Annotated in this window: 18 protein-coding genes; 16 read left to right on the forward strand and 2 right to left on the reverse strand. The window is 45.5% G+C overall.

Annotated elements, in window-relative coordinates:
• On the reverse strand, positions 1-219 hold a 219-nt coding region (locus tag HMPREF0240_RS22290; RefSeq protein ID WP_035312600.1), incomplete at its 3' end, for a helix-turn-helix domain-containing protein.
• A 203-nt stretch (positions 220-422) separates the two neighbouring features.
• Here HMPREF0240_RS22290 and ilvN point away from each other — a divergent pair.
• The 4 genes from ilvN (at position 423) to HMPREF0240_RS22310 (ending at position 4635) form a co-directional block, all read left to right on the forward strand.
• A complete protein-coding gene (gene ilvN, locus HMPREF0240_RS22295; RefSeq protein ID WP_009005654.1) occupies positions 423-923 on the forward strand; it encodes an acetolactate synthase small subunit in 501 nt (166 codons plus the stop codon).
• 426 nt (positions 924-1349) lie between these two features.
• Positions 1350-2369, forward strand: coding sequence for a ketol-acid reductoisomerase (ilvC, locus tag HMPREF0240_RS22300; RefSeq protein WP_009005655.1), 1020 nt, complete (start codon positions 1350-1352; stop codon positions 2367-2369).
• Positions 2370-2516: 147 nt separating this feature from the next.
• A complete protein-coding gene (locus HMPREF0240_RS22305; RefSeq protein ID WP_009005656.1) occupies positions 2517-3896 on the forward strand; it encodes an MATE family efflux transporter in 1380 nt (459 codons plus the stop codon).
• 97 nt (positions 3897-3993) lie between these two features.
• Entirely contained in the window at positions 3994-4635 is a 642-nt protein-coding gene (locus tag HMPREF0240_RS22310; protein WP_009005657.1) for an orotate phosphoribosyltransferase, read from the forward strand.
• A 191-nt stretch (positions 4636-4826) separates the two neighbouring features.
• Here HMPREF0240_RS22310 and rpsT read toward each other — a convergent pair whose 3' ends face one another.
• Positions 4827-5090, reverse strand: coding sequence for a 30S ribosomal protein S20 (rpsT, locus tag HMPREF0240_RS22315; protein WP_035314642.1), 264 nt, complete (start codon positions 5088-5090; stop codon positions 4827-4829).
• Positions 5091-5285: 195 nt separating this feature from the next.
• On the opposite strand from rpsT, the gene gpr reads away from it, so the two are divergent.
• From gpr to HMPREF0240_RS22375, 12 genes are all read left to right on the forward strand, one after another.
• Entirely contained in the window at positions 5286-6266 is a 981-nt protein-coding gene (gene gpr / locus HMPREF0240_RS22320; protein WP_009005659.1) for a GPR endopeptidase, read from the forward strand.
• 155 nt (positions 6267-6421) lie between these two features.
• Positions 6422-7603, forward strand: coding sequence for a stage II sporulation protein P (spoIIP, locus tag HMPREF0240_RS22325; RefSeq protein WP_009005660.1), 1182 nt, complete (start codon positions 6422-6424; stop codon positions 7601-7603).
• A 64-nt stretch (positions 7604-7667) separates the two neighbouring features.
• Positions 7668-9590: a DNA gyrase subunit B gene (locus HMPREF0240_RS22330; protein WP_009005661.1), complete on the forward strand. Its 1923-nt coding sequence runs from the start codon at positions 7668-7670 to the stop codon at positions 9588-9590.
• A 17-nt stretch (positions 9591-9607) separates the two neighbouring features.
• Complete coding sequence (locus tag HMPREF0240_RS22335; protein WP_009005662.1) at positions 9608-11854, forward strand: DNA topoisomerase (ATP-hydrolyzing); 2247 nt, start codon at positions 9608-9610, stop codon at positions 11852-11854.
• A 473-nt stretch (positions 11855-12327) separates the two neighbouring features.
• Positions 12328-12705, forward strand: a complete 378-nt coding sequence (locus tag HMPREF0240_RS22340) for a hypothetical protein (protein WP_035314644.1) — start codon at positions 12328-12330, stop codon at positions 12703-12705.
• Between the two features lie 374 nt (positions 12706-13079).
• The gene (rimP, locus tag HMPREF0240_RS22345; protein WP_009005664.1) at positions 13080-13547 is read left to right on the forward strand and encodes a ribosome maturation factor RimP; all 468 of its coding nucleotides are present in this window, start codon (positions 13080-13082) and stop codon (positions 13545-13547) included.
• A gap of 17 nt (positions 13548-13564) precedes the next feature.
• Positions 13565-14788: a transcription termination factor NusA gene (gene nusA / locus HMPREF0240_RS22350; protein WP_009005665.1), complete on the forward strand. Its 1224-nt coding sequence runs from the start codon at positions 13565-13567 to the stop codon at positions 14786-14788.
• Positions 14789-14811: 23 nt separating this feature from the next.
• On the forward strand, positions 14812-15087 hold the full coding sequence (locus HMPREF0240_RS22355; protein WP_035314647.1) for a YlxR family protein: 276 nt from the start codon (positions 14812-14814) through the stop codon (positions 15085-15087).
• Complete coding sequence (locus HMPREF0240_RS22360) at positions 15068-15397, forward strand: ribosomal L7Ae/L30e/S12e/Gadd45 family protein (protein WP_035314648.1); 330 nt, start codon at positions 15068-15070, stop codon at positions 15395-15397. Before HMPREF0240_RS22355 ends, HMPREF0240_RS22360 begins: the two co-directional genes overlap by 20 nt.
• Before the next feature lie 15 nt (positions 15398-15412).
• Entirely contained in the window at positions 15413-18400 is a 2988-nt protein-coding gene (gene infB, locus HMPREF0240_RS22365) for a translation initiation factor IF-2 (protein WP_009005668.1), read from the forward strand.
• A 38-nt stretch (positions 18401-18438) separates the two neighbouring features.
• Positions 18439-18810, forward strand: a complete 372-nt coding sequence (gene rbfA, locus HMPREF0240_RS22370; RefSeq protein ID WP_009005669.1) for a 30S ribosome-binding factor RbfA — start codon at positions 18439-18441, stop codon at positions 18808-18810.
• Position 18811: 1 nt separating this feature from the next.
• Entirely contained in the window at positions 18812-19849 is a 1038-nt protein-coding gene (locus HMPREF0240_RS22375; protein ID WP_347462640.1) for a bifunctional oligoribonuclease/PAP phosphatase NrnA, read from the forward strand.
• The last annotated feature ends 2 nt before the right edge of the window (positions 19850-19851 follow it).

Raw genomic sequence — 19851 nt, forward strand, 5'->3', positions numbered from 1 at the left:
TGTAAGTTTCCTATGGAGTTTGATCTCCTTTCCGATCGTAGATTTATCCTTACCAAGAGTCTGTGCGATAGCGGTCTTTGTAGAACCGTTGGTAATACCGGTAAGAATGATACGTCGTTCCTGCAGCGTCAAATGGGAAAAAGCATTTTTAGGATTCATATGTATACCAGCCTTTCCGGCGGCCGTCTCATATGATAAGTGTAAGACTAAATGCAACATTTGTGGAGATGGAAGTAGGAGAAAGACTAAAATCCACTTTGCCCCCTTCAAAGTGGAAATAAACTTTTCACTTCACCAATGAAAACAAATAATAAATAATTAAGAAAATCTCTTGACAAAGAAATGGGAAATTGATATGATTAAAAAACAGAACGCACTCTGTTTTTGCACTTCTTAAGTCTTATAGGAAAGTAGGGAAGCATATGAGAAGACAGGTTTATTCATTGCTGGTTGACAACAATCCCGGTGTTTTGAGCAGGATTGCGGGGCTTTTCAGCAGAAGGGGATACAGTATTGACAGTATCACGGCGGGAATGACGGCAGATCCCAGATTTACAAGGATTACGGTTGTTGCCAGCGGAGACGAACTGATTCTGTCTCAGATAGAAAAGCAAGTCCGCAAGCTGGAGGATGTCATTGAGATTAAGGTTCTGAAGGACGGTGAGTCCGTATACAGAGAGCTGATCATGGTGAAGGTACGCGCCGGTGCTTCGCAGCGCCCGGAAGTGATTTCTATCGCAGATATTTTCAGGGCAAAGGTAGTAGACGTTGAGAAGGAATCCATGATTATTGAATTGACGGGTGACCAGTCCAAGCTGGAGGCATTTTTGAATCTGCTGGACGGATACGAGATACTGGAGCTGGCAAGGACGGGAATTACAGGGCTTGCACGTGGAATTAAGGATGTTACATTTATAGACTGACAGACAGTACATAAAGACAGGAAGCTAGAGGCATACAGCCTTTAACTCATACCCGCAGGGCACCCAGCAGCACATGCCCTGCGGCGGGTCTGCGGCTTAGCCGCAGAATAATGTATACCCAAGGGCACCTCGTAACACATGCCCTGCGGGCGGCTCCGCAGTAAACTGCGGAATAAGGTACCTATTGGATTGCAGCTGTTCAGCAAGATAATTGAGGTTTCTCCCACCTCTACAGGTGGAGAGGAATCACTAAAAACAAGATGAACGGCAGTGGCGGGCGGAGAGGAATCGGTATCCCCCACTGACATGAGGTTAATCTACACATCTATATAAGATGTTGTCGTACTCTGTGAAATTACCGAGCGCGGGTTGCAAAATCATAAGATAAAGCATAATGGTGAAAGAAAAATTAGGAGGAATGTCAAGATGGCAGCAAAAATTTATTATCAGGAAGATTGCAATCTTTCCATGCTGGAAGGAAAAACAATCGCAATCATTGGTTACGGAAGCCAGGGTCATGCACATGCACTGAACCTGAAAGAATCAGGATGCAATGTGATCATCGGTCTGTATGAGGGAAGTAAGTCCTGGGCGAAAGCAGAATCCCAGGGATTTGAAGTATTTACAGCAGCAGATGCAGCTAAGAAAGCGGATATCATTATGATTCTGATCAACGATGAGAAACAGGCTGCAATGTATAAAAAAGATATTGAACCAAACCTGGAAGAGGGCAACATGCTGATGTTTGCACACGGTTTCGCAATCCACTTTGGCCAGATTGTACCGCCTCCGTATGTAGATGTAACAATGATCGCACCAAAGGGACCGGGACATACAGTTAGAAGTGAATATCAGGTTGGCAAGGGCGTTCCTTGCCTGGTAGCTGTACAGCAGGATGCAACAGGCAAGGCTCTGGACAAAGCACTTGCATATGCTCTGGGAATCGGCGGAGCGAGAGCAGGTGTGCTGGAGACAACATTCAGAACAGAGACAGAGACAGACCTGTTCGGCGAGCAGGCAGTCCTTTGCGGCGGTGTATGCGCACTGATGCAGGCAGGTTTCGAGACACTGGTTGAGGCCGGATATGATCCGAGAAATGCATACTTTGAGTGTATTCATGAGATGAAGCTGATCGTAGACCTGATCTATCAGTCAGGATTTGCAGGAATGAGATATTCTATCTCCAATACGGCTGAGTTTGGCGATTACATAACAGGACCTAAGATTATTACAGAAGAAACAAAGAAGACAATGAAGAAGATCCTGAGTGATATCCAGGATGGTTCTTTTGCAAAAGAATTCCTGCTTGATATGTCAGATGCAGGCGGTCAGGCTCATTTCAGAGCAATGAGAAAGCTTGCTGCAGAACATCCGGCAGAAAAGATCGGTGAAGAAGTAAGAAAACTTTACAGCTGGAGCGATGAAGACAAGTTGATCAACAACTAATCACAGAGACAGCACAGAAATCATAAGATAAGAACCCCGGCGTTTCTGCAGACGCGCCGGGGTTTTCCCATATTCCTACGGGATTATCCTGTTGCACGGCGGAATATGAGAGGGCGGACGAATTTATTATGGCGAGGAGAGATTTTTTTGACAGATAAGAATGATTTCAGCCAGGGCAGTATTGCACGGAATATTATGGGGTTGGCACTGCCCATGACACTGGCCCAGCTGATTAATGTACTTTACAGTATTGTGGATAGAATTTACATCGGCCATATACCGCATACTTCGGCGGAGGCACTGACTGGAATCGGTCTGACTCTGCCTGTAATAACGATTATTACAGCGTTTGCCAATCTGTTCGGAATGGGCGGTGCACCACTGTGTTCGATTGCTCGCGGCGGACATGAGGAGGAGAAGGCCAGAAAGGTCATGGGCAATTCCTTTTCCATGCTTTTGCTGTCTGGAGCGGCTTTAATGGCAGGGTGTCTGCTGTTCAAAAAGCCGTTGTTGTATCTGTTCGGGGCAAGTGAGGTGACCTTTCCCTATGCAGATGCCTATATTACGGTCTACTTGTTCGGGACCCTGTTCGTCATGGTCAGCCTGGGGATGAACAACTTTATCAATGCCCAGGGGTTCGGGAAGATGGGCATGCTGACGGTTACTCTGGGGGCTGTGACGAATATTGTACTGGATCCGCTGCTGATTTTTGTATTCCATATGGGCGTCAGGGGTGCGGCCATCGCAACCGTCATATCGCAGGGGCTGTCTGCCCTCTGGGTTTTGCGTTTTCTGACAGGGAAAAAGGCCATCCTGAAGCTGGACCGGGAGTCTATGCGGCTGGACAAAGGGCTTGTGAAGGAAATTACTGCGCTGGGGACATCAGGATTTGTGATGTCTGTGACAAACGGGGCTGTACAGATCGTGTGTAACTCTACGCTGTATCGTTACGGAGGCGATCTGTATGTAGGGGTTATGACCGTGATTAATTCTGTAAGGGAGATTATAACAATGCCTGTCACAGGCCTTACATCGGGCGCCCAGCCTGTGATTGGATATAATTACGGGGCAGGATGTTATGACAGGGTGAAGTCGGCTGTAAAATTTATGTCCTGGAGCTGTATTGTCTTTACCTTTCTGGTGTGGGCAGTTCTCTTTTTTGAACCGGCATTTTTCCTGCGGCTTTTTACAAGCGAGACAGAACTGATTCAGGCCGGTGTGCCGGCTATGAGGATCTATTTCTGCGGAATATTTATGATGGCGCTGCAGTTTGCGGGGCAGTCTACCTATGTGGCTCTGAACCGGGCGAAGCAGGCAGTCTTTTTCTCACTGTTCAGGAAAGTGATTATTGTCATTCCACTGACGCTGTTGTTTCCAATGATTGGAAATCTGGGGACTGCGGGAGTGTTCTGGGCGGAACCCGTGTCCAACGTGATCGGCGGGACGGCAAGTTTTGTGACAATGCTGATTACAGTATGGCCTGCATTAAAGGAAAAAAATGGGAACGTTGTCAGAAAATTGGAATAAACAAAAATGATTATACTGCATATTGGACTCTAATGTGGTAAAATAAGAACAACAATAGCACGGATGTTTTTCGTTTTATCAGAAGGGAGATGGCAGTATGGATGACAGGTTAACAAATCTTCGGTCAACGAAGAATCCCAAAGCCCGTATCAAAATTATGAGCGGTCATTTTGCAACGAGACATTCACATGTCAATACATATATTGATATGTCTACGGTCAAGACCCGCCACAACAATGCACGGGAGACGGCCAGAACACTGGCGGCAGAATATCTGACGAATACGATGGTGGATACGATTGTATGCCTCAAGAACACAGAAGTGATCGGTGGATTTATGGCGGAAGCATTGTCGGACAGTTCAAATGTATCCATGAGCGGAGGAAATAATATCTCTGTTGTAACCCCGGAATTTGATTCTTCCGGGCAGATCTTGTTCCGCGATAACAATCAGAGGATGATCGAAGGAAAGCAGGTACTGATACTCACGGATTCCCTTGCAACAGGGGCTCTTGCCTATCAGGCTATAGAATCGGTGCTTTACTATGGAGGCACTGTCTGCGGGATCTGTGCGGTGTTTAGCGCAATCTCGAAGGTTGCTGGATTGGAAGTTAAGACCATATTCACCAGTTCCGACCTGCCGGATTATCATGTGTACAATTCCTATGAATGCCCGATGTGCAGGGCGGGTCAGAAACTGGAAGGCATCATCAACAGTTTTGGGTATGCGAAACTGTAGCCGGGGTGGATAAATGTAAGAATGAAGGGCGGGATCCGTCTGGATAAAAGAGGACGAAAAAGAGGGGAAGCCCTCTGGTTAAAGAAAAAAATATATATGGATGGAGAAGGAGGCGTCTGTGGAGACACGGACGTCTTCCTTTGCGTAAAAAAACATCCGCCTGACGGGAGCGGATGTCTTGCTTTTATTTATTATGCAATGTCGTTAACTGCTTTTGATAAACGGGAAATTTTTCTTGCAACTGTGTTTTTGTGATAAACGCCTTTGCTTCCTGCTTTTGAAATCTCTGTAATAGCAGCCTGTAATGCTGTCTTTGCAGATGCTGCGTCTTTCTGTGCTACGGCAGTCTCAACTTTCTTTACAGATGTTTTTACTTTAGATTTGATTGATTTGTTTCTTGCGGCTTTTGTTTCGTTAACTAAAATTCTTTTTTTAGCAGATTTAATGTTAGCCAATCTGTACACCTCCAAATATGTGAAATTTTCAAATAGTGAATTCATGATTCCGTTAAAATCGGACACGGACGTTTAAACGGAACATACTCATTCATTTTATGATAAGGAACAATGGTTGTCAATACATATTTCTCAAAATATTGCAAAAACTACCTGTAAATTCTAATGATGTTAAGAAAAAGTGAGGACTTGAAGATGGTGGAAAAGTATAGTATTAGGACTGACCTTGCACTTGAGGAAAAAGAACGGTTTGAATCAGATAATGTGGAGGTCCAGGGTGTTGTTCTGGAGGAGGAGTTCGATGAGGAACGGGAAATACGTATCTCTCGGGTCCGCATTGAGACGGAAAAGGGCGCTAAGGTCATGGGCAAGCCGGTCGGTACTTATCTTACTGTGGAGGCCCCGAATCTGGGTGTTCCGGATGAAGGCTATCACAGGGAGATTTCAGAGGAGCTTTCTGGTTATATCAAGGAGCTGATAGAGAAGCTGGGTCTGCTTGACAAAGTGGATTTATCTGTTCTGATCGTGGGCCTCGGAAACCGTCAGGTGACGCCGGATGCGCTGGGACCTTATGTCGTGGAGAATCTTTGTGTGACCAGACATATAGTGAAGGAATACGGGAAGTATGCAATGGGGATGGAGCATGCCAATCTGGTCAGTGCCATCGTACCGGGAGTTATGGGACAGACAGGTATGGAAACCCTGGAGATTGTCAAAGGCGTTGTGGATGAAACCGAGCCGGATCTGGTGATAGCCATAGATGCCCTGGCAGCCAGAAACAGCAGAAGGCTGAACCGCACGGTTCAGATTGCTGATACCGGAATCCATCCTGGTTCGGGAGTAGGCAATCACCGCAGCGGGCTTACAAAAGAATCTCTGGGAGTTCCTGTGATCGGCATCGGCGTTCCAACGGTAGTTGACGCTGCAACCATAGTCAATGATACCATGGAGAATCTGATCAATGCGCTGGAAACATCTGAAATGTTAAAAGGTGTGGGAGATGTACTGCGCACTTACAGCGCAGCCGAGAAGTATGAACTGGTAAAAGAATTGATTTCCCCTCATCTGAATGGAATGTTTATGACTCCGAAAGATGTGGATGACATGGTGAAGCAGATCAGTTATACCATCTCAGAGGGGCTGAACATATTGTTTACCAATGCAGGGCAGGCATAATACGCATCCTGGGCTCATATATATGAAAAGGTAACAAAAGGGATGGGCAAGGGGAGAGTGTAAGGGGGTCTGACCCCTCTGACAGAGGGGTCAGACCCCCTTACCCATCCCTTTTTAACTGTCACGGAAATGTTTCTTTTGAAAGAAGGCGGTATATGAAGCAATCGGCATTAATACGGGTGGTGCTTGCTGCCCTTGGAGGTATAGCATGTATCAGCCTGGTCTGTATAAGCGGCAGAGGAATTATGAAAGAATGGAGATATGACAGCCAGGAGGCTGTTTTGAAATATACAGAAGAAATGTACATGCCGGGCCTGGCCTATATGAAAGAGGATCCAGATCCTACAGCAGTTCAGTGGATTAAGAAAAACGCGATGTCCTGGCTTCCTCTTGTTCAGTATGTGGAACAGAAGAAACCTTATGATTCTGTGATGGAGGATGAAGAGACCATCGCAAAGATTCTGGAGAATCAGGCAAATGACGAGAATATGATAGATGAAAACGGCAATCTGGTGGGGGACAATGCGCTGGATTCCCAGGTGCCGTCTACGGAGCAGGGGCAGTCACCGATCGATATGTCAATAGAAAGGCTGCGGGATTTTGACTACCTGATCAGTAATTTTTATATCGTTGACGGTACGACAATGATCGGGCCGGAGCAGCTGAATGTGGATGACCTTTTGGGCAGAAGCATGAAAATTGACCAGAGTACGGGGGGACCCAAAGTTCTGATCTTCCATACTCATTCCCAGGAAACGTTTGTGGACTCCACGCCGGGAGATACAAATACAAGTATTGTGGGAGTGGGCGAGTATCTTTCGAAGCTGTTAAATGAAAAAGGAATAGAGACTATCCATGACACTGGTGTATATGATATTATCAATGGGCAGCTCGACAGGAGCAATGCTTATGAAAATGCTGAGGCATCCATCCGCCCGATTCTGGAAGCCAATCCGTCGGTTGAAGTAGTCATTGATCTCCATCGTGATGGTGTGGCGGAAGACACGCATCTGGTAACAGAGGTAAATGGTAAACAGACAGCGAAGATCATGTATTTTAATGGATTGAGCCGAACGAGGACAAATGGAGACATCGCCTACCTTTATAATCCTTATATTCAGGATAATCTGGCGTTCTCCCTGCAGATGGAACTGGAGTCCGAGAGCAGTTATCCGGGATTCACCCGGCATATCTATCTGGGTGGCTACAGATACAACCTTCATCTGGTTCCAAAATCCCTTTTGATAGAAGCTGGAGCACAGACAAATACTGTGGGAGAAATGATGAATGCCATGGAAGTCCTGGCAGATACACTACATCATGTACTGACAGAATAACTTTTATTTGAATAACCCTACATTTTGTGATAATATGAAATGAATGTAAAAAGGAGAGGGACGAATGGGAAATAAAAATACATATGATGCGGATAGTATTTCTGTATTAGAGGGACTTGAAGCGGTCAGAAAAAGACCCGGTATGTATATTGGAAGCGTTTCAACAAAAGGGCTTAATCATCTGATTTATGAGATTGTAGATAACGCTGTTGATGAGCATCTTGCCGGTTACTGTACACAGATTCATGTTACACTTGAAAAGGACGGCTCGGCTACCATTGAAGACAATGGCCGGGGCGTCCCTGTCGGTATGCACAAAAAAGGGGTGTCTGCGGAGCGTATTGTATACACCACACTGCATGCAGGGGGGAAATTTGACGATTCTGCGTATAAAACTAGTGGAGGCCTCCATGGTGTGGGATCTTCCGTAGTAAATGCTCTTTCTACCTATATGGATGTACAGGTCAGTAGAGAAGGTGCGGTCCATCACGATAGATTCGAGCGGGGAATTCCAGTGATTGAGCTGGAGGACGGGCTTCTGCCGGTGATCGGAAAAACAAGAAAGACAGGGACAAAGGTGAATTTCCTGCCGGATGATACGATTTTCGAAAAAACAAGGTTCCGTGCCGAGGAAGTAAAAAGCCGTCTGCATGAGACCGCTTATCTGAATCCGGATCTGACGATTATCTTTGATGATAAGAGAATGGAATCTCCGGAGCACATTGTGTATCATGAACCGGATGGGATTCTGGGGTTCATTAAGGACCTGAACCAGAAAAAGGAAACACTTCATGAGCCGATTTATTATAAAGGGGAGTCAGAAGGTATTGAAGTGGAAGTTGCGCTGCAGTATGTGAACGAATTTCATGAAAATGTACTTGGATTCTGTAACAATATCTACAATGCCGAAGGGGGTACGCATCTTACCGGATTTAAGACTACATTCACAACGGTAATGAATCAATACGCACGTGAACTAGGCATCCTCAAAGAGAAAGACGCCAACTTTACAGGTGCAGATATCCGTAATGGAATGACTGCCATCGTATCCATCAAACATCCGGACCCAAGATTTGAAGGGCAGACAAAGACGAAGCTGGACAACCCTGATGCTGCAAAAGCTACTGGTAAAGTGACCGGAGACGAGATTGTCCTGTACTTTGACCGGAATCTGGAAACATTGAAATCAGTACTGTCCTGTGCAGAAAAAGCAGCTAAAATCCGTAAGACAGAAGAAAAGGCAAAGACAAATCTTCTGACGAAACAGAAGTATTCCTTTGACAGCAACGGAAAGCTGGCAAACTGCGAAAGCCGGGATGCAACAAAATGCGAGATATTTATCGTAGAGGGGGATTCCGCGGGGGGATCTGCAAAGACAGCCCGTAACAGAAATTATCAGGCGATCCTGCCGATCCGCGGTAAAATACTGAACGTAGAAAAGGCTAGTATTGATAAAGTACTGGCTAATGCAGAGATTAAAACAATGATCAATGCATTTGGCTGCGGGTTTTCAGAAGGCTACGGCAATGATTTCGATATAACAAAGCTGCGTTATGATAAGATTATTATTATGGCGGATGCTGATGTGGACGGTGCGCATATATCTACGCTGCTCCTGACGTTATTTTACCGGTTTATGCCGGAACTGATTTATGAGGGACATGTATATATTGCAATGCCGCCCCTGTATAAGGTGATGCCGAAGAAGGGCGAGGAAGAGTACCTGTACGACGACAAGGCACTGGAGAAGTACAGAAGGATGCATGATGGACCGTTTACCCTGCAGAGATACAAAGGTCTGGGAGAGATGGATGCACAGCAGCTCTGGGAGACAACTCTGGATCCGGAGACAAGGCTTTTAAAACTCGTGGAGATTGAGGATGCACGGATGGCATCCAGCGTAACTGAGATGTTGATGGGCACTGAGGTACCGCCGAGGCGGATGTTTATTTACGAAAATGCTGCAGATGCAGAGCTGGATATATAGGTAAGAGGAGATAAAGAATGAGCAGTAGTGAATCACAGATTATCAGAACCGAATATTCTGAGGTTATGAAGAAATCTTATATTGATTACGCCATGAGCGTTATCATCGCCAGAGCCCTGCCTGATGTGAGAGACGGCCTGAAGCCGGTTCAGCGCAGGACTTTGTACGATATGTATGAACTGGGAATCCGTTACGACAAGCCGTACAGGAAGTGTGCACGTATTGTCGGGGATACTATGGGTAAATACCATCCTCACGGCGACAGTTCCATATACGAATCACTCGTGGTTATGGCGCAGGATTTCAAAAAAGGAAAGATTCTTGTAGACGGGCACGGCAACTTTGGTTCCATCGAGGGAGACGGCGCTGCCGCCATGCGTTATACAGAGGCTAGGCTGACAAAGTTTACACAGGAAGCTTACCTGGGAGATCTGGACAAGAATATCGTTGATTTCGGGCCGAACTTTGACGAGACCGAAAAAGAGCCTCTTGTTCTGCCGGTGCGTGTACCGAATCTTCTGATCAACGGTGCTGAAGGTATTGCAGTCGGAATGGCAACCAGCATCCCGACCCACAATCTCAGCGAAGTGCTGGATGCCGTCAAGGCTTACATGAAGAACGACCAGATCAGTACAAAACAGCTGATGAGATATATCAAAGGACCTGATTTCCCGACCGGCGGCATTGTTGTCAACAAAGATGACCTGCTGAATATATACGAGACGGGTCAGGGGAAAATTAAAATCCGTGGAAAAGTAGAAGTGGAGGAACAAAAAGGCGGCAAAAAGCAGCTTGTTATTACTGAGATTCCCTACACAATGATCGGAAGTGGTATCGGAAAGTTTTTGAATGATGTATGCGGCCTGGTAGAGTCCAAGAAAACGAATGATATTGTAGATATTTCCAACCAGTCTTCAAAAGAAGGCATCCGGATTGTACTGGAGCTGAAAAAGGGCGCGGATGTCGAGAACCTGAAAAACATGCTCTATAAGAAGACAAGACTGGAAGATACTTTTGGCGTCAATATGCTTGCAGTAGCGAACGACAGACCGGAGACACTCGGGCTCAAAGCAATCATCGAACACCACGTGGATTTCCAGTTTGAACTGATGACCAGAAAGTATACCACCATGCTTGCTAAAGAGCAGGAAAGGAGCGAAGTACAGGAAGGTCTGATTAAAGCCTGCGATGTCATTGACCTGATTATAGAGATTCTGCGCGGAAGTAAATCCGTTAAGGATGCCCGTGCCTGTCTGGTAAGCGGTGTCACCGAGAACATTAAATTCAAGTCCAGCATTTCCAAGAAAATGGCTGCACTTCTGCGATTTACAGAACGCCAGGCGACAGCAATCCTGGAAATGCGTCTTTACAAGCTGATCGGTCTGGAAATTGAGGCGCTTCAGAAGGAACACGAGGAAACCTTAAAAAATATCTCGCGTTACGAAGACATACTGAACAATTACGATTCCATGGCAAATCTGATCATGGAAGAATTGGATTCTTATAAGAGGGAATACGGCAGAAAGCGCCGTACCGCAATCGAAAATGCCGAGGAGGCAGTTTTCGAGGAGAAGAAAATAGAAGAGCAGGAAGTGGTATTTCTGATGGACCGCTTCGGTTATGCCAAGACAATAGACGTAACTGCATATGAAAGAAACAAGGAGGCTGCTGACAGCGAGAACAAGTATGTAGTCCACTGTATGAACACAGGTAAAATCTGTATTTTTACAGATACCGGCAGGATGCATCAGGCCAAAGTCCTGGATCTTCCCTACGGAAAGTTCCGCGACAAGGGTACACCGATCGACAATCTGACCAACTATTCCAGCAGTGAGGAACAGATTGTAATGGTCTGCGATGCTGAACAGATGCGTTTTGCAAAACTGCTGTTTGCCACAAAACAGGGCATGATAAAAAAGGTAGAAGGAACTGAATTTCAGGTGGCAAAGCGGACGATAGCCGCCACGAAGCTACAGGAAGAAGACATCCTGATCAGTGTCAGTGTGGTAACCGAGAACCAGAATATCGTGCTTCAGACAAAGGGTGGATATTTTCTTAGATTTCCTGCTGAAGAAATACCTGAGAAGAAAAAGGGCGCAGTTGGCGTCCGTGGAATTAAGCTTCAGAAAAAGGACGAGCTGGAGAACGTGTACCTGTTTGAGGAAGGGACAGAAAAGAAGATAGTCTATGGTGAAAAAGAAGTAACGCTGAACCGGCTGAGACAGGCGAGGAGAGATACTTTGGGGACGAAAAACCGCAATTAAAGCTTAAACAAAGCTGCAAATATATGATAGAGTACTGGAAAGCTGATTTATTCACAGATTAAAGTGTGAGTGAATCAGCTTTTTTGAGGTACACCTGGCGGGCGCACTGCTGGAGCATTTTATATAACTTTAACTACCGGACAATACCATTGAAACAAATGAACGGATACCGGTTGGGATGAAGCAGGGCATCGTCCCAGGACAGGGAGAGAAGAGGATAAGGTGGTGGTCGGAAATCAGTGCTGCCTGATCGTGTATTCGATGATATTAAACTACAAACTGCTTGTCTGTGGACACTGCACATATTATAATTATAATATATTCTTGGGATGTAGTTGGAAAATTATTTATGGGTATGTCGAAAAGAAGATTACACAAAATAGTGTAATTATATCAGGCATGTTGAAGTGATGGGTATATCTATAAAACAATATGGTGTATTAAAAAAAAATTATAGTGAAAGGAAATTAATTATGGTGGAGAGAGAATTATTAAATGCAATATCGGATATGATGGATTCTAAATTTGAAGAATTTAAAGTTAATTTGGCAACGAAGGACGATATAGCCAATATGGCAACGAAGGATGATATAGCCAATATGGCAACGAAGGACGATATAGCCTGCATATGGAAAGAAATGGCGAATCTGGCTACAAAAGCCGATTTAAGGGAAGTGGAGAACAACGTTCTTACCGAAGTTGACAGAGTTCAGGAGATCGCTACAAGTCATTACAATGAAGTGAAGATGGAGATAAGCCAGCTGAGAGCAGAAGTCAGATCATACCAAATCGGGAGTTTAAAACTCAGGGTTGACAGATTGGAAGGTGATATGATTAAAAGTAAAAGATAGTTTCATATTTGCAATGTGTGCAAACGTGAATCAGTCGATAAGTTAGCCCCTCGTCACAGTCAATTAAAAATGTGCAGACGCTGTTGTTAATCCAGGCGTGACTTTGAATAATAGGCTTAATAGGCTTAAACGGCATATTTCTCAAAATCTTCCTTGCATTTACCAAAAAAAGGTGTTATACTCAATAACAGTTACATAAGGAACCCGGCAGAAGAGTGAACGAAAGTTCACTCTTCTTTGTTGCTGAGGAGGCAGCAGAGCAGTTTATACAAGACCGCTTATGACCGGAAAGCTTATTATAACGGTTTTGTTACCTTATTGAACATAAGCAGTTCAATAAGCATAGAAAACAATGCAGAGAAAGGGAGTTTAGCGTGTCAAGAAGAGAACAGTATGAACAGCAGACGGAGGAACTTTTGGAACCGATCGTTACAGGGGTCGGGTTTGAACTGGTAGATGTAGAATATGTAAAAGAGGCCGGAACATGGTACCTGCGCGCTTATATTGATAAGCCGGGGGGGATTACCGTGGATGACTGTGAGGCGGTCAGCAGGAAGTTCTCAGATATTCTGGATGAAAAAGATTATATTGAAGATACTTATATTTTTGAGGTGAGTTCTCCGGGGCTGGGAAGGCCGCTGAAGAAAGAGAAAGATTATAGACGCAGTCTGGGTGAGGAAGTCGAGATAAAGACATATCGGGCTATCGACAGACAGAAAGAATTCGTTGGAATATTGAAGGATTACGACAAAGATACTGTGACGATTGAATATGAAGATGAGACGACACAAGTATTTGAAAAAAGTGAAATTGCGCTTATCCGTTTAGCTTTGGATTTTTAATTTAGGAGGAAATAATAATGAATACAGAATTATTGGAAGCATTGAATATTCTTGAACAGGAAAAGAACATCAGTAAAGATACAATGATGGATGCAATCGAGAATTCTCTTATCAGTGCATGTAAGAACCATTTTGGAACGGCGGAAAACATAAAAGTAATCATGGACCGTGAGACCTGCGATTATGCAGTATATGCTGAAAAAGAAGTGGTTGAGGAAGTATTTGACCCGGCATTGGAAATTAGCCTGGAAGATGCGGAGCAGATTGATTCCGCGCTCCAGATCGGTGATATCGCGCAGATCCCGATTGAATCAAAGTCTTTCGGAAGAATTGCAACCCAGAATGCAAAGAACCTGATTCTTCAGAAAATCAGAGAAGAAGAGCGGAAAGTTGTTTACGATCAGTATTTTGAGAAAGAAAAAGATATTGTTACAGGTATCGTACAGCGCTATGTGGGAAGAAATATCAGCATTAACCTAGGAAGAGCAGATGCTATGCTGACAGAGAATGAACAGGTAAAAGGCGAGGTGTTCAAACCCACTGAAAGAATCAAACTCTATGTTGTAGAGGTTAAGAATACACCGAAGGGACCAAAGATCCTGGTATCCAGAACACATCCGGAACTTGTGAAGCGTCTGTTTGAGGCGGAAGTAGCCGAGGTCAAGGACGGCACAGTGGAGATAAAGAGCATCGCCCGCGAAGCCGGTTCCCGTACAAAGATGGCTGTCTGGTCAAACGACGAGAACGTGGATCCGGTCGGCGCATGTGTTGGAATGAACGGTGCGAGAGTTAATGCCGTTGTGAATGAGCTGCGAGGAGAGAAGATCGACATTATAAACTGGAGTGACAACCCGGCTTTACTTATTGAAAACGCATTGAGTCCGGCAAAGGTTATCTCTGTAATGGCAGATCCAGATGAAAAAGCCGCAAGCGTAATCGTGCCGGATTATCAGCTGTCACTGGCAATTGGAAAAGAAGGCCAGAACGCAAGACTTGCAGCCCGCCTGACAGGATATAAGATTGACATAAAGAGCGAGACACAGGCGATTGAATCAGGAGAACTTCCCGAGGATTACATGGAACAGATGGCAATGATGGAAGACGGATACGAAAGCGGATACGAGGAAGAATATCCGCAGGAGTATGAAGAAAACTATGAAGAGCCACTGCTGGAAGAAACAGAAGAAATGTCCGGTGATGACTATGAGGAAATAGAGTTCATTGAGACAGAGGATGAATAATAACCTTATGAGAGGTGGAATAATTGAGCAATAGAAAGATACCGATGCGCAAATGCGTTGGCTGCGGCGAGATGAAGCCGAAAAAAGAGATGCTGCGCGTTCTGCGGACTACAGAAGAGGAATTTGTACTTGATGCTACCGGTAAAAAGAACGGGCGCGGAGCCTATCTGTGCTGCTCGAATGAATGTTTTCAGAAAGCAGTAAAGAATAAAGGACTTGAGCGTTCTTTTAAGCAGGCAATTCCTGCGGAAGTATATGAGCGCCTGGAAAAGGAGATGAATGAGATTGATACAAAGTAAAGTCTTATCTCTTGTCGGGCTTGCTACAAAGGCAGGGAAGACAGTGAGCGGAGAATTCATGACTGAAAAGGAAGTAAAGTCAGGAAGAGCCGCACTTGTGATTGTCGCTGACGATGCATCAGATAATACGAAAAAGAAATTTCGTGATATGTGTGAATTTTACAAGGTTCCAATTTATTTTTATAGAGATAAAGATACCTTAGGGCATGCAATGGGAAAAGAATTCCGTGCATCTCTGGCGATATTGGACGAAGGATTTGCAAAAGGAATTCGAAAACATTTGGAAACGAAAGACAATACAATTGCATAAGGGAGGTAGTTGAATATGACAAAAATGAGAGTACATGAACTGGCCAGGGAGCTGGGAATGGACAATAAAGAACTGATGGATATGCTGGAAAAGAAGAATGTAGAGGTGAAGACCCATATGAGTTCTCTGGAAGACGATGTAGTAAATGACATCAGAAAAAATTCAAAGAAAGGCCAGGATGCAGGAAAATCCGTTGAAGCCGAAAAACAGGCTGACGTAAAACCGGCAGAAGAAGCACCTAAAAAGAAGAATATCGTGCAGGTGTTCCGCCCGCAGAATTCAAAGAGCGGCGGCCGTATGCAGCAGGGAAACCGCCAGGGGCAGCGTCCTCAGGGAAGTAACCAGGGGCAACGCCCGGGAGGTACCACACAGGGCCAGCGTCCACAGGGAGGACAGCGCCCGGCAGGTAGTGCACCAGCACAGCGTCCGGCAGGTACATCGCCAGCACAGCGCCCGACAGGTACCGCACCGGCACAGCGTCCAGCAGGTACATCACCAGCACAGCGTCCGTCAGGAACCACACCGGTACAGCGTCCGTCAGGAAACGCTCCTGTACAGCGTCCTATAGGAAATGCACAGGGTCAGCGTCCAGCAGGAAATGCACAGGGCCAGCGTCCAGCCGGAGGTGCACCAGTACAGCGCTCAGCGGGTAATACACAGGGTCAGCGTCCACAGGGAGGCCAGCGCCAGCCGTATCAGGGAGGCCAGCGTCCGCCGTATCAGGGAGGTCAGCGCCAGCCATATCAGGGCGGCCAGAGAAATTCCGTATCTTCACAGGAGACAAGGCAGAATGGAGGCAATTCCTCCGATCAGAGAAATAACGGTTATCAGAATCAGAGATATAACAATAATAATAATAATAATAGAGGACAGCGTCCGGCCGGCGGCCAGGGCGGAAACTTCGGCAGAAATCAGAATGGTGAAAGAAGTTATAACAATCAGGGCGGTGACAGAAACTACGGCGGCCAGGGTGGAAGAAATGCAGGAGGCGGCCAGCGAACCGGCAATGGTCCGTCCAGAGGAACAGAGCGCCGTGATGGCAGAAGAGATGACAGAGATACAGCTTCAACACCATTAGTAGAACAGCAGAAGGTTCAGAGGAATAAAGCAAAAGATAAAGAGAAAGACTATAAGAAAAAAGAATACAGAGACGGAGACTTTGACAGTAAGAACAAAAAAGGTAAACGCCAGAAACCGGCAGTGGAGGTTGCTAAGCCGCAGCCGAAACAGGTCGAGAAAAAGGAAGAGATCAAACAGATCATTATTCCGGAAGTTCTGACAATCAAAGAACTCGCAGATAAGATGAAAATCGTACCTGCTACCATTATCAAAAAACTTTTCCTTCAGGGCAAAGTTGTTACGGTGAACCAGGAAGTAGATTATGAAACAGCAGAAGAAATCGCAATGGAATTTGATGTTCTCTGCGAAAAAGAAGAAGTAATTGATGTAATCGAAGAACTTCTGAAAGAAGATGAAGAAGATGAAAGCGCTATGGTAAAACGTCCGCCGGTAGTATGTGTTATGGGCCATGTTGACCACGGTAAGACTTCACTTCTGGATGCAATCCGCCATACGAATGTAATCGGCCGTGAGGCAGGCGGAATTACGCAGCACATTGGTGCATATATCGTAGAAGCGAATGGTGAAAAAATCACATTCCTGGATACTCCTGGACATGAAGCGTTCACCGCCATGCGTATGCGCGGAGCTAATTCTACAGATATTGCGATACTGGTAGTAGCTGCTGATGACGGTGTGATGCCGCAGACCGTGGAGGCAATTAACCATGCAAAAGCAGCGGGCATTGAGATTATTGTTGCTATCAACAAGATTGATAAGCCAAGCGCAAACATTGACAGAGTAAAACAGGAACTGGCAGAATATGAACTGATTCCTGAGGACTGGGGCGGAAGCACCATCTTCGTACCGGTATCTGCCCACACAAAAGAAGGTATTACAGATCTGCTGGAGATGATTCTTCTGACAGCAGAGGTAATGGAACTTAAGGCAAATCCAGATCGTTTTGCAAGAGGTCTTGTTATTGAAGCAGAGCTGGATAAAGGGAAAGGTTCCGTTGCTACCGTTCTTGTACAGAAAGGTACTCTCCACGTAGGAGATGCCATCGCAGCAGGTTCTGCGCACGGCAAGGTGAGAGCCATGATGGATGACAAGGGCCGCAGAGTAAAAGAAGCGGGACCGTCACAGCCGGTTGAGATACTTGGTCTCAATGATGTACCGAATGCAGGTGAAGTATTCGTGGGATGTGAGACTGAAAAAGAGGCCAGAAACTTTGCGGATACATTCATTTCTCAGAACAGAGTAAAGATGCTGGATGATACCAAGGCTAAGATGTCACTGGATGATCTGTTTACGCAGATCAAAGAGGGAAATCTGAAAGAACTGAATATTGTTGTAAAAGCAGACGTACAGGGTTCTGTAGAAGCTTTGAAGCAGAGCCTTCTGAAGCTGTCCAATGATGAAGTTGTTATAAAAATCATCCACGGCGGTGTAGGTGCAATCAACGAGTCTGACGTAATACTGTCTTCCGCATCCAATGCAATTATTATTGGATTCAACGTAAGGCCGGATGCTACCGCAAAAGAGATCGCAGACCGTGAAGGTGTGGATCTGAGACTGTACAGAGTCATATACAATGCAATAGAGGATGTGGAAGCTGCCATGAAGGGTATGCTGGATCCGATTTTCGAGGAGAAAGTGCTTGGCCATGCGGAAGTACGTCAAACTTTCAAGGCTTCCGGCATCGGTACAATTGCAGGTTCCTATGTACTGGACGGAACATTTGAGAGAAACTGTTCTGTGCGTCTGACCCGCGATGGTATCGTAATATTCGATGGACCTCTGGCATCCCTGAAGCGTTTTAAAGATGACGTGAAGGAAGTAAGAACAGGTTACGAGTGTGGTTTTGTATTCGAGAACTTTAATGATATTAAGGAAGGCGATCTTGTAGAAGCGTACAAGATGGTAGAAATAGAAAGAAAATAGAACCGTAGATTTTACAGCGGTTATGTGAAGGAGCAGTTATGAGAAAAAACAGCATTAAGAATACACGGATTAATACAGAAGTCCAGCGTGAGCTGAGCAACATACTGCGGGGAGGTATCAAGGATCCGCGCGTGGCACCGATGACTTCCGTTGTGGCAGTAGAAGTGGCTCCTGACCTGAAAACCTGTAAAGCATATATCAGTGTGCTGGGAGACAAGAAGGCACAGGAGGATACAATCAAAGGACTCCAGAGCGCCGAAGGCTACATCAGGCGTGAACTGGCGCGCACAATCAATATGAGAAATACTCCGGAGATCCGTTTTATTATGGATCAGTCTATTGAGTACGGAGTAAACATGAGCAAAAAGATTGATGAGTTGACCAGAGATTTGAAAGACGAGGCTGAGTAATATGGAGAAACAATCTTCCGCAGCTGACTGCGGACCCACCCGCGGGGCATGCGTTATGGGGTGCCCGGAGGGGATAAATTTATCGGAAGTTCTGGCAGGAAAACAATCTGCCGCGCTGGGCGGACATATCCGTCCGGACGGAGACTGTGTTGGTTCCTGTATGGGGCTGTACATGTACCTCAGGGAGCAGTATCCTAATATGGAGATTGATGTATATCTGGAGGAGATTCCGGATGCATTCCGTATGATTCAAAGGACGGATGAGGCAAAAAATTATATTCCGGATGGAAAGCAGTATGATCTGTTTATCTGTCTGGACTGCGGAGACGAAAGGCGCCTCGGCTTTTCCTCGCCTCTGTTTCAGAATGCAAAGCAGACGCTGTGTATAGATCATCATGTGAGCAACGATGCATTTGCAGATATTAACTATATAATACCGGATGCAAGTTCCACATCTGAGCTTGTATTTGGCCTTCTTGAGAAGACAAAGATAAGCAGATCTGCGGCAGAAGCACTCTACATGGGAATCGCTCATGACACCGGTGTTTTCCAGTATTCCTGTACCTCACCGGAGACGATGGAGGCCGCTGCAGAACTTCTGCGAAAAGGAATCAATGGGAACGATATTATTGAAAAGACGTTCTATGAAAAGACCTATATACAGAATCAGATCCTGGGCAGAGCCCTTTTGGAGAGTATTCTGATTCTGGAGAAAAGGTGTATTGTATCCGCCGTAAGCAAAAGTGAAATGGAGTTTTATGAGGCAAAACCAAGTGATCTGGAAGGTATTGTCAGTCAGATGAAGCTGACCCAGGGAACCGAAGTGGCGTTTTTTATGTATGAATTAGAAACGCAGCACTTTAAAGTGAGTCTGCGCTCCAAGGGACGGGTGGATGTAAGTGTGATTGCCCAATATTTTGGCGGCGGCGGCCATGCAAGAGCGGCAGGATTCAGCATGAAAGGTACTTACCATGATGTGATCAACAATGTCAGCGCCCGGATTGCACTTCAGCTGGATCAGGAAGAAATGCAGGTATAACA

The organism is Clostridium sp. D5 (assembly GCF_000190355.1).
Taxonomy (GTDB): Bacteria; Bacillota; Clostridia; order Lachnospirales; family Lachnospiraceae; genus Faecalicatena; species Faecalicatena fissicatena_A.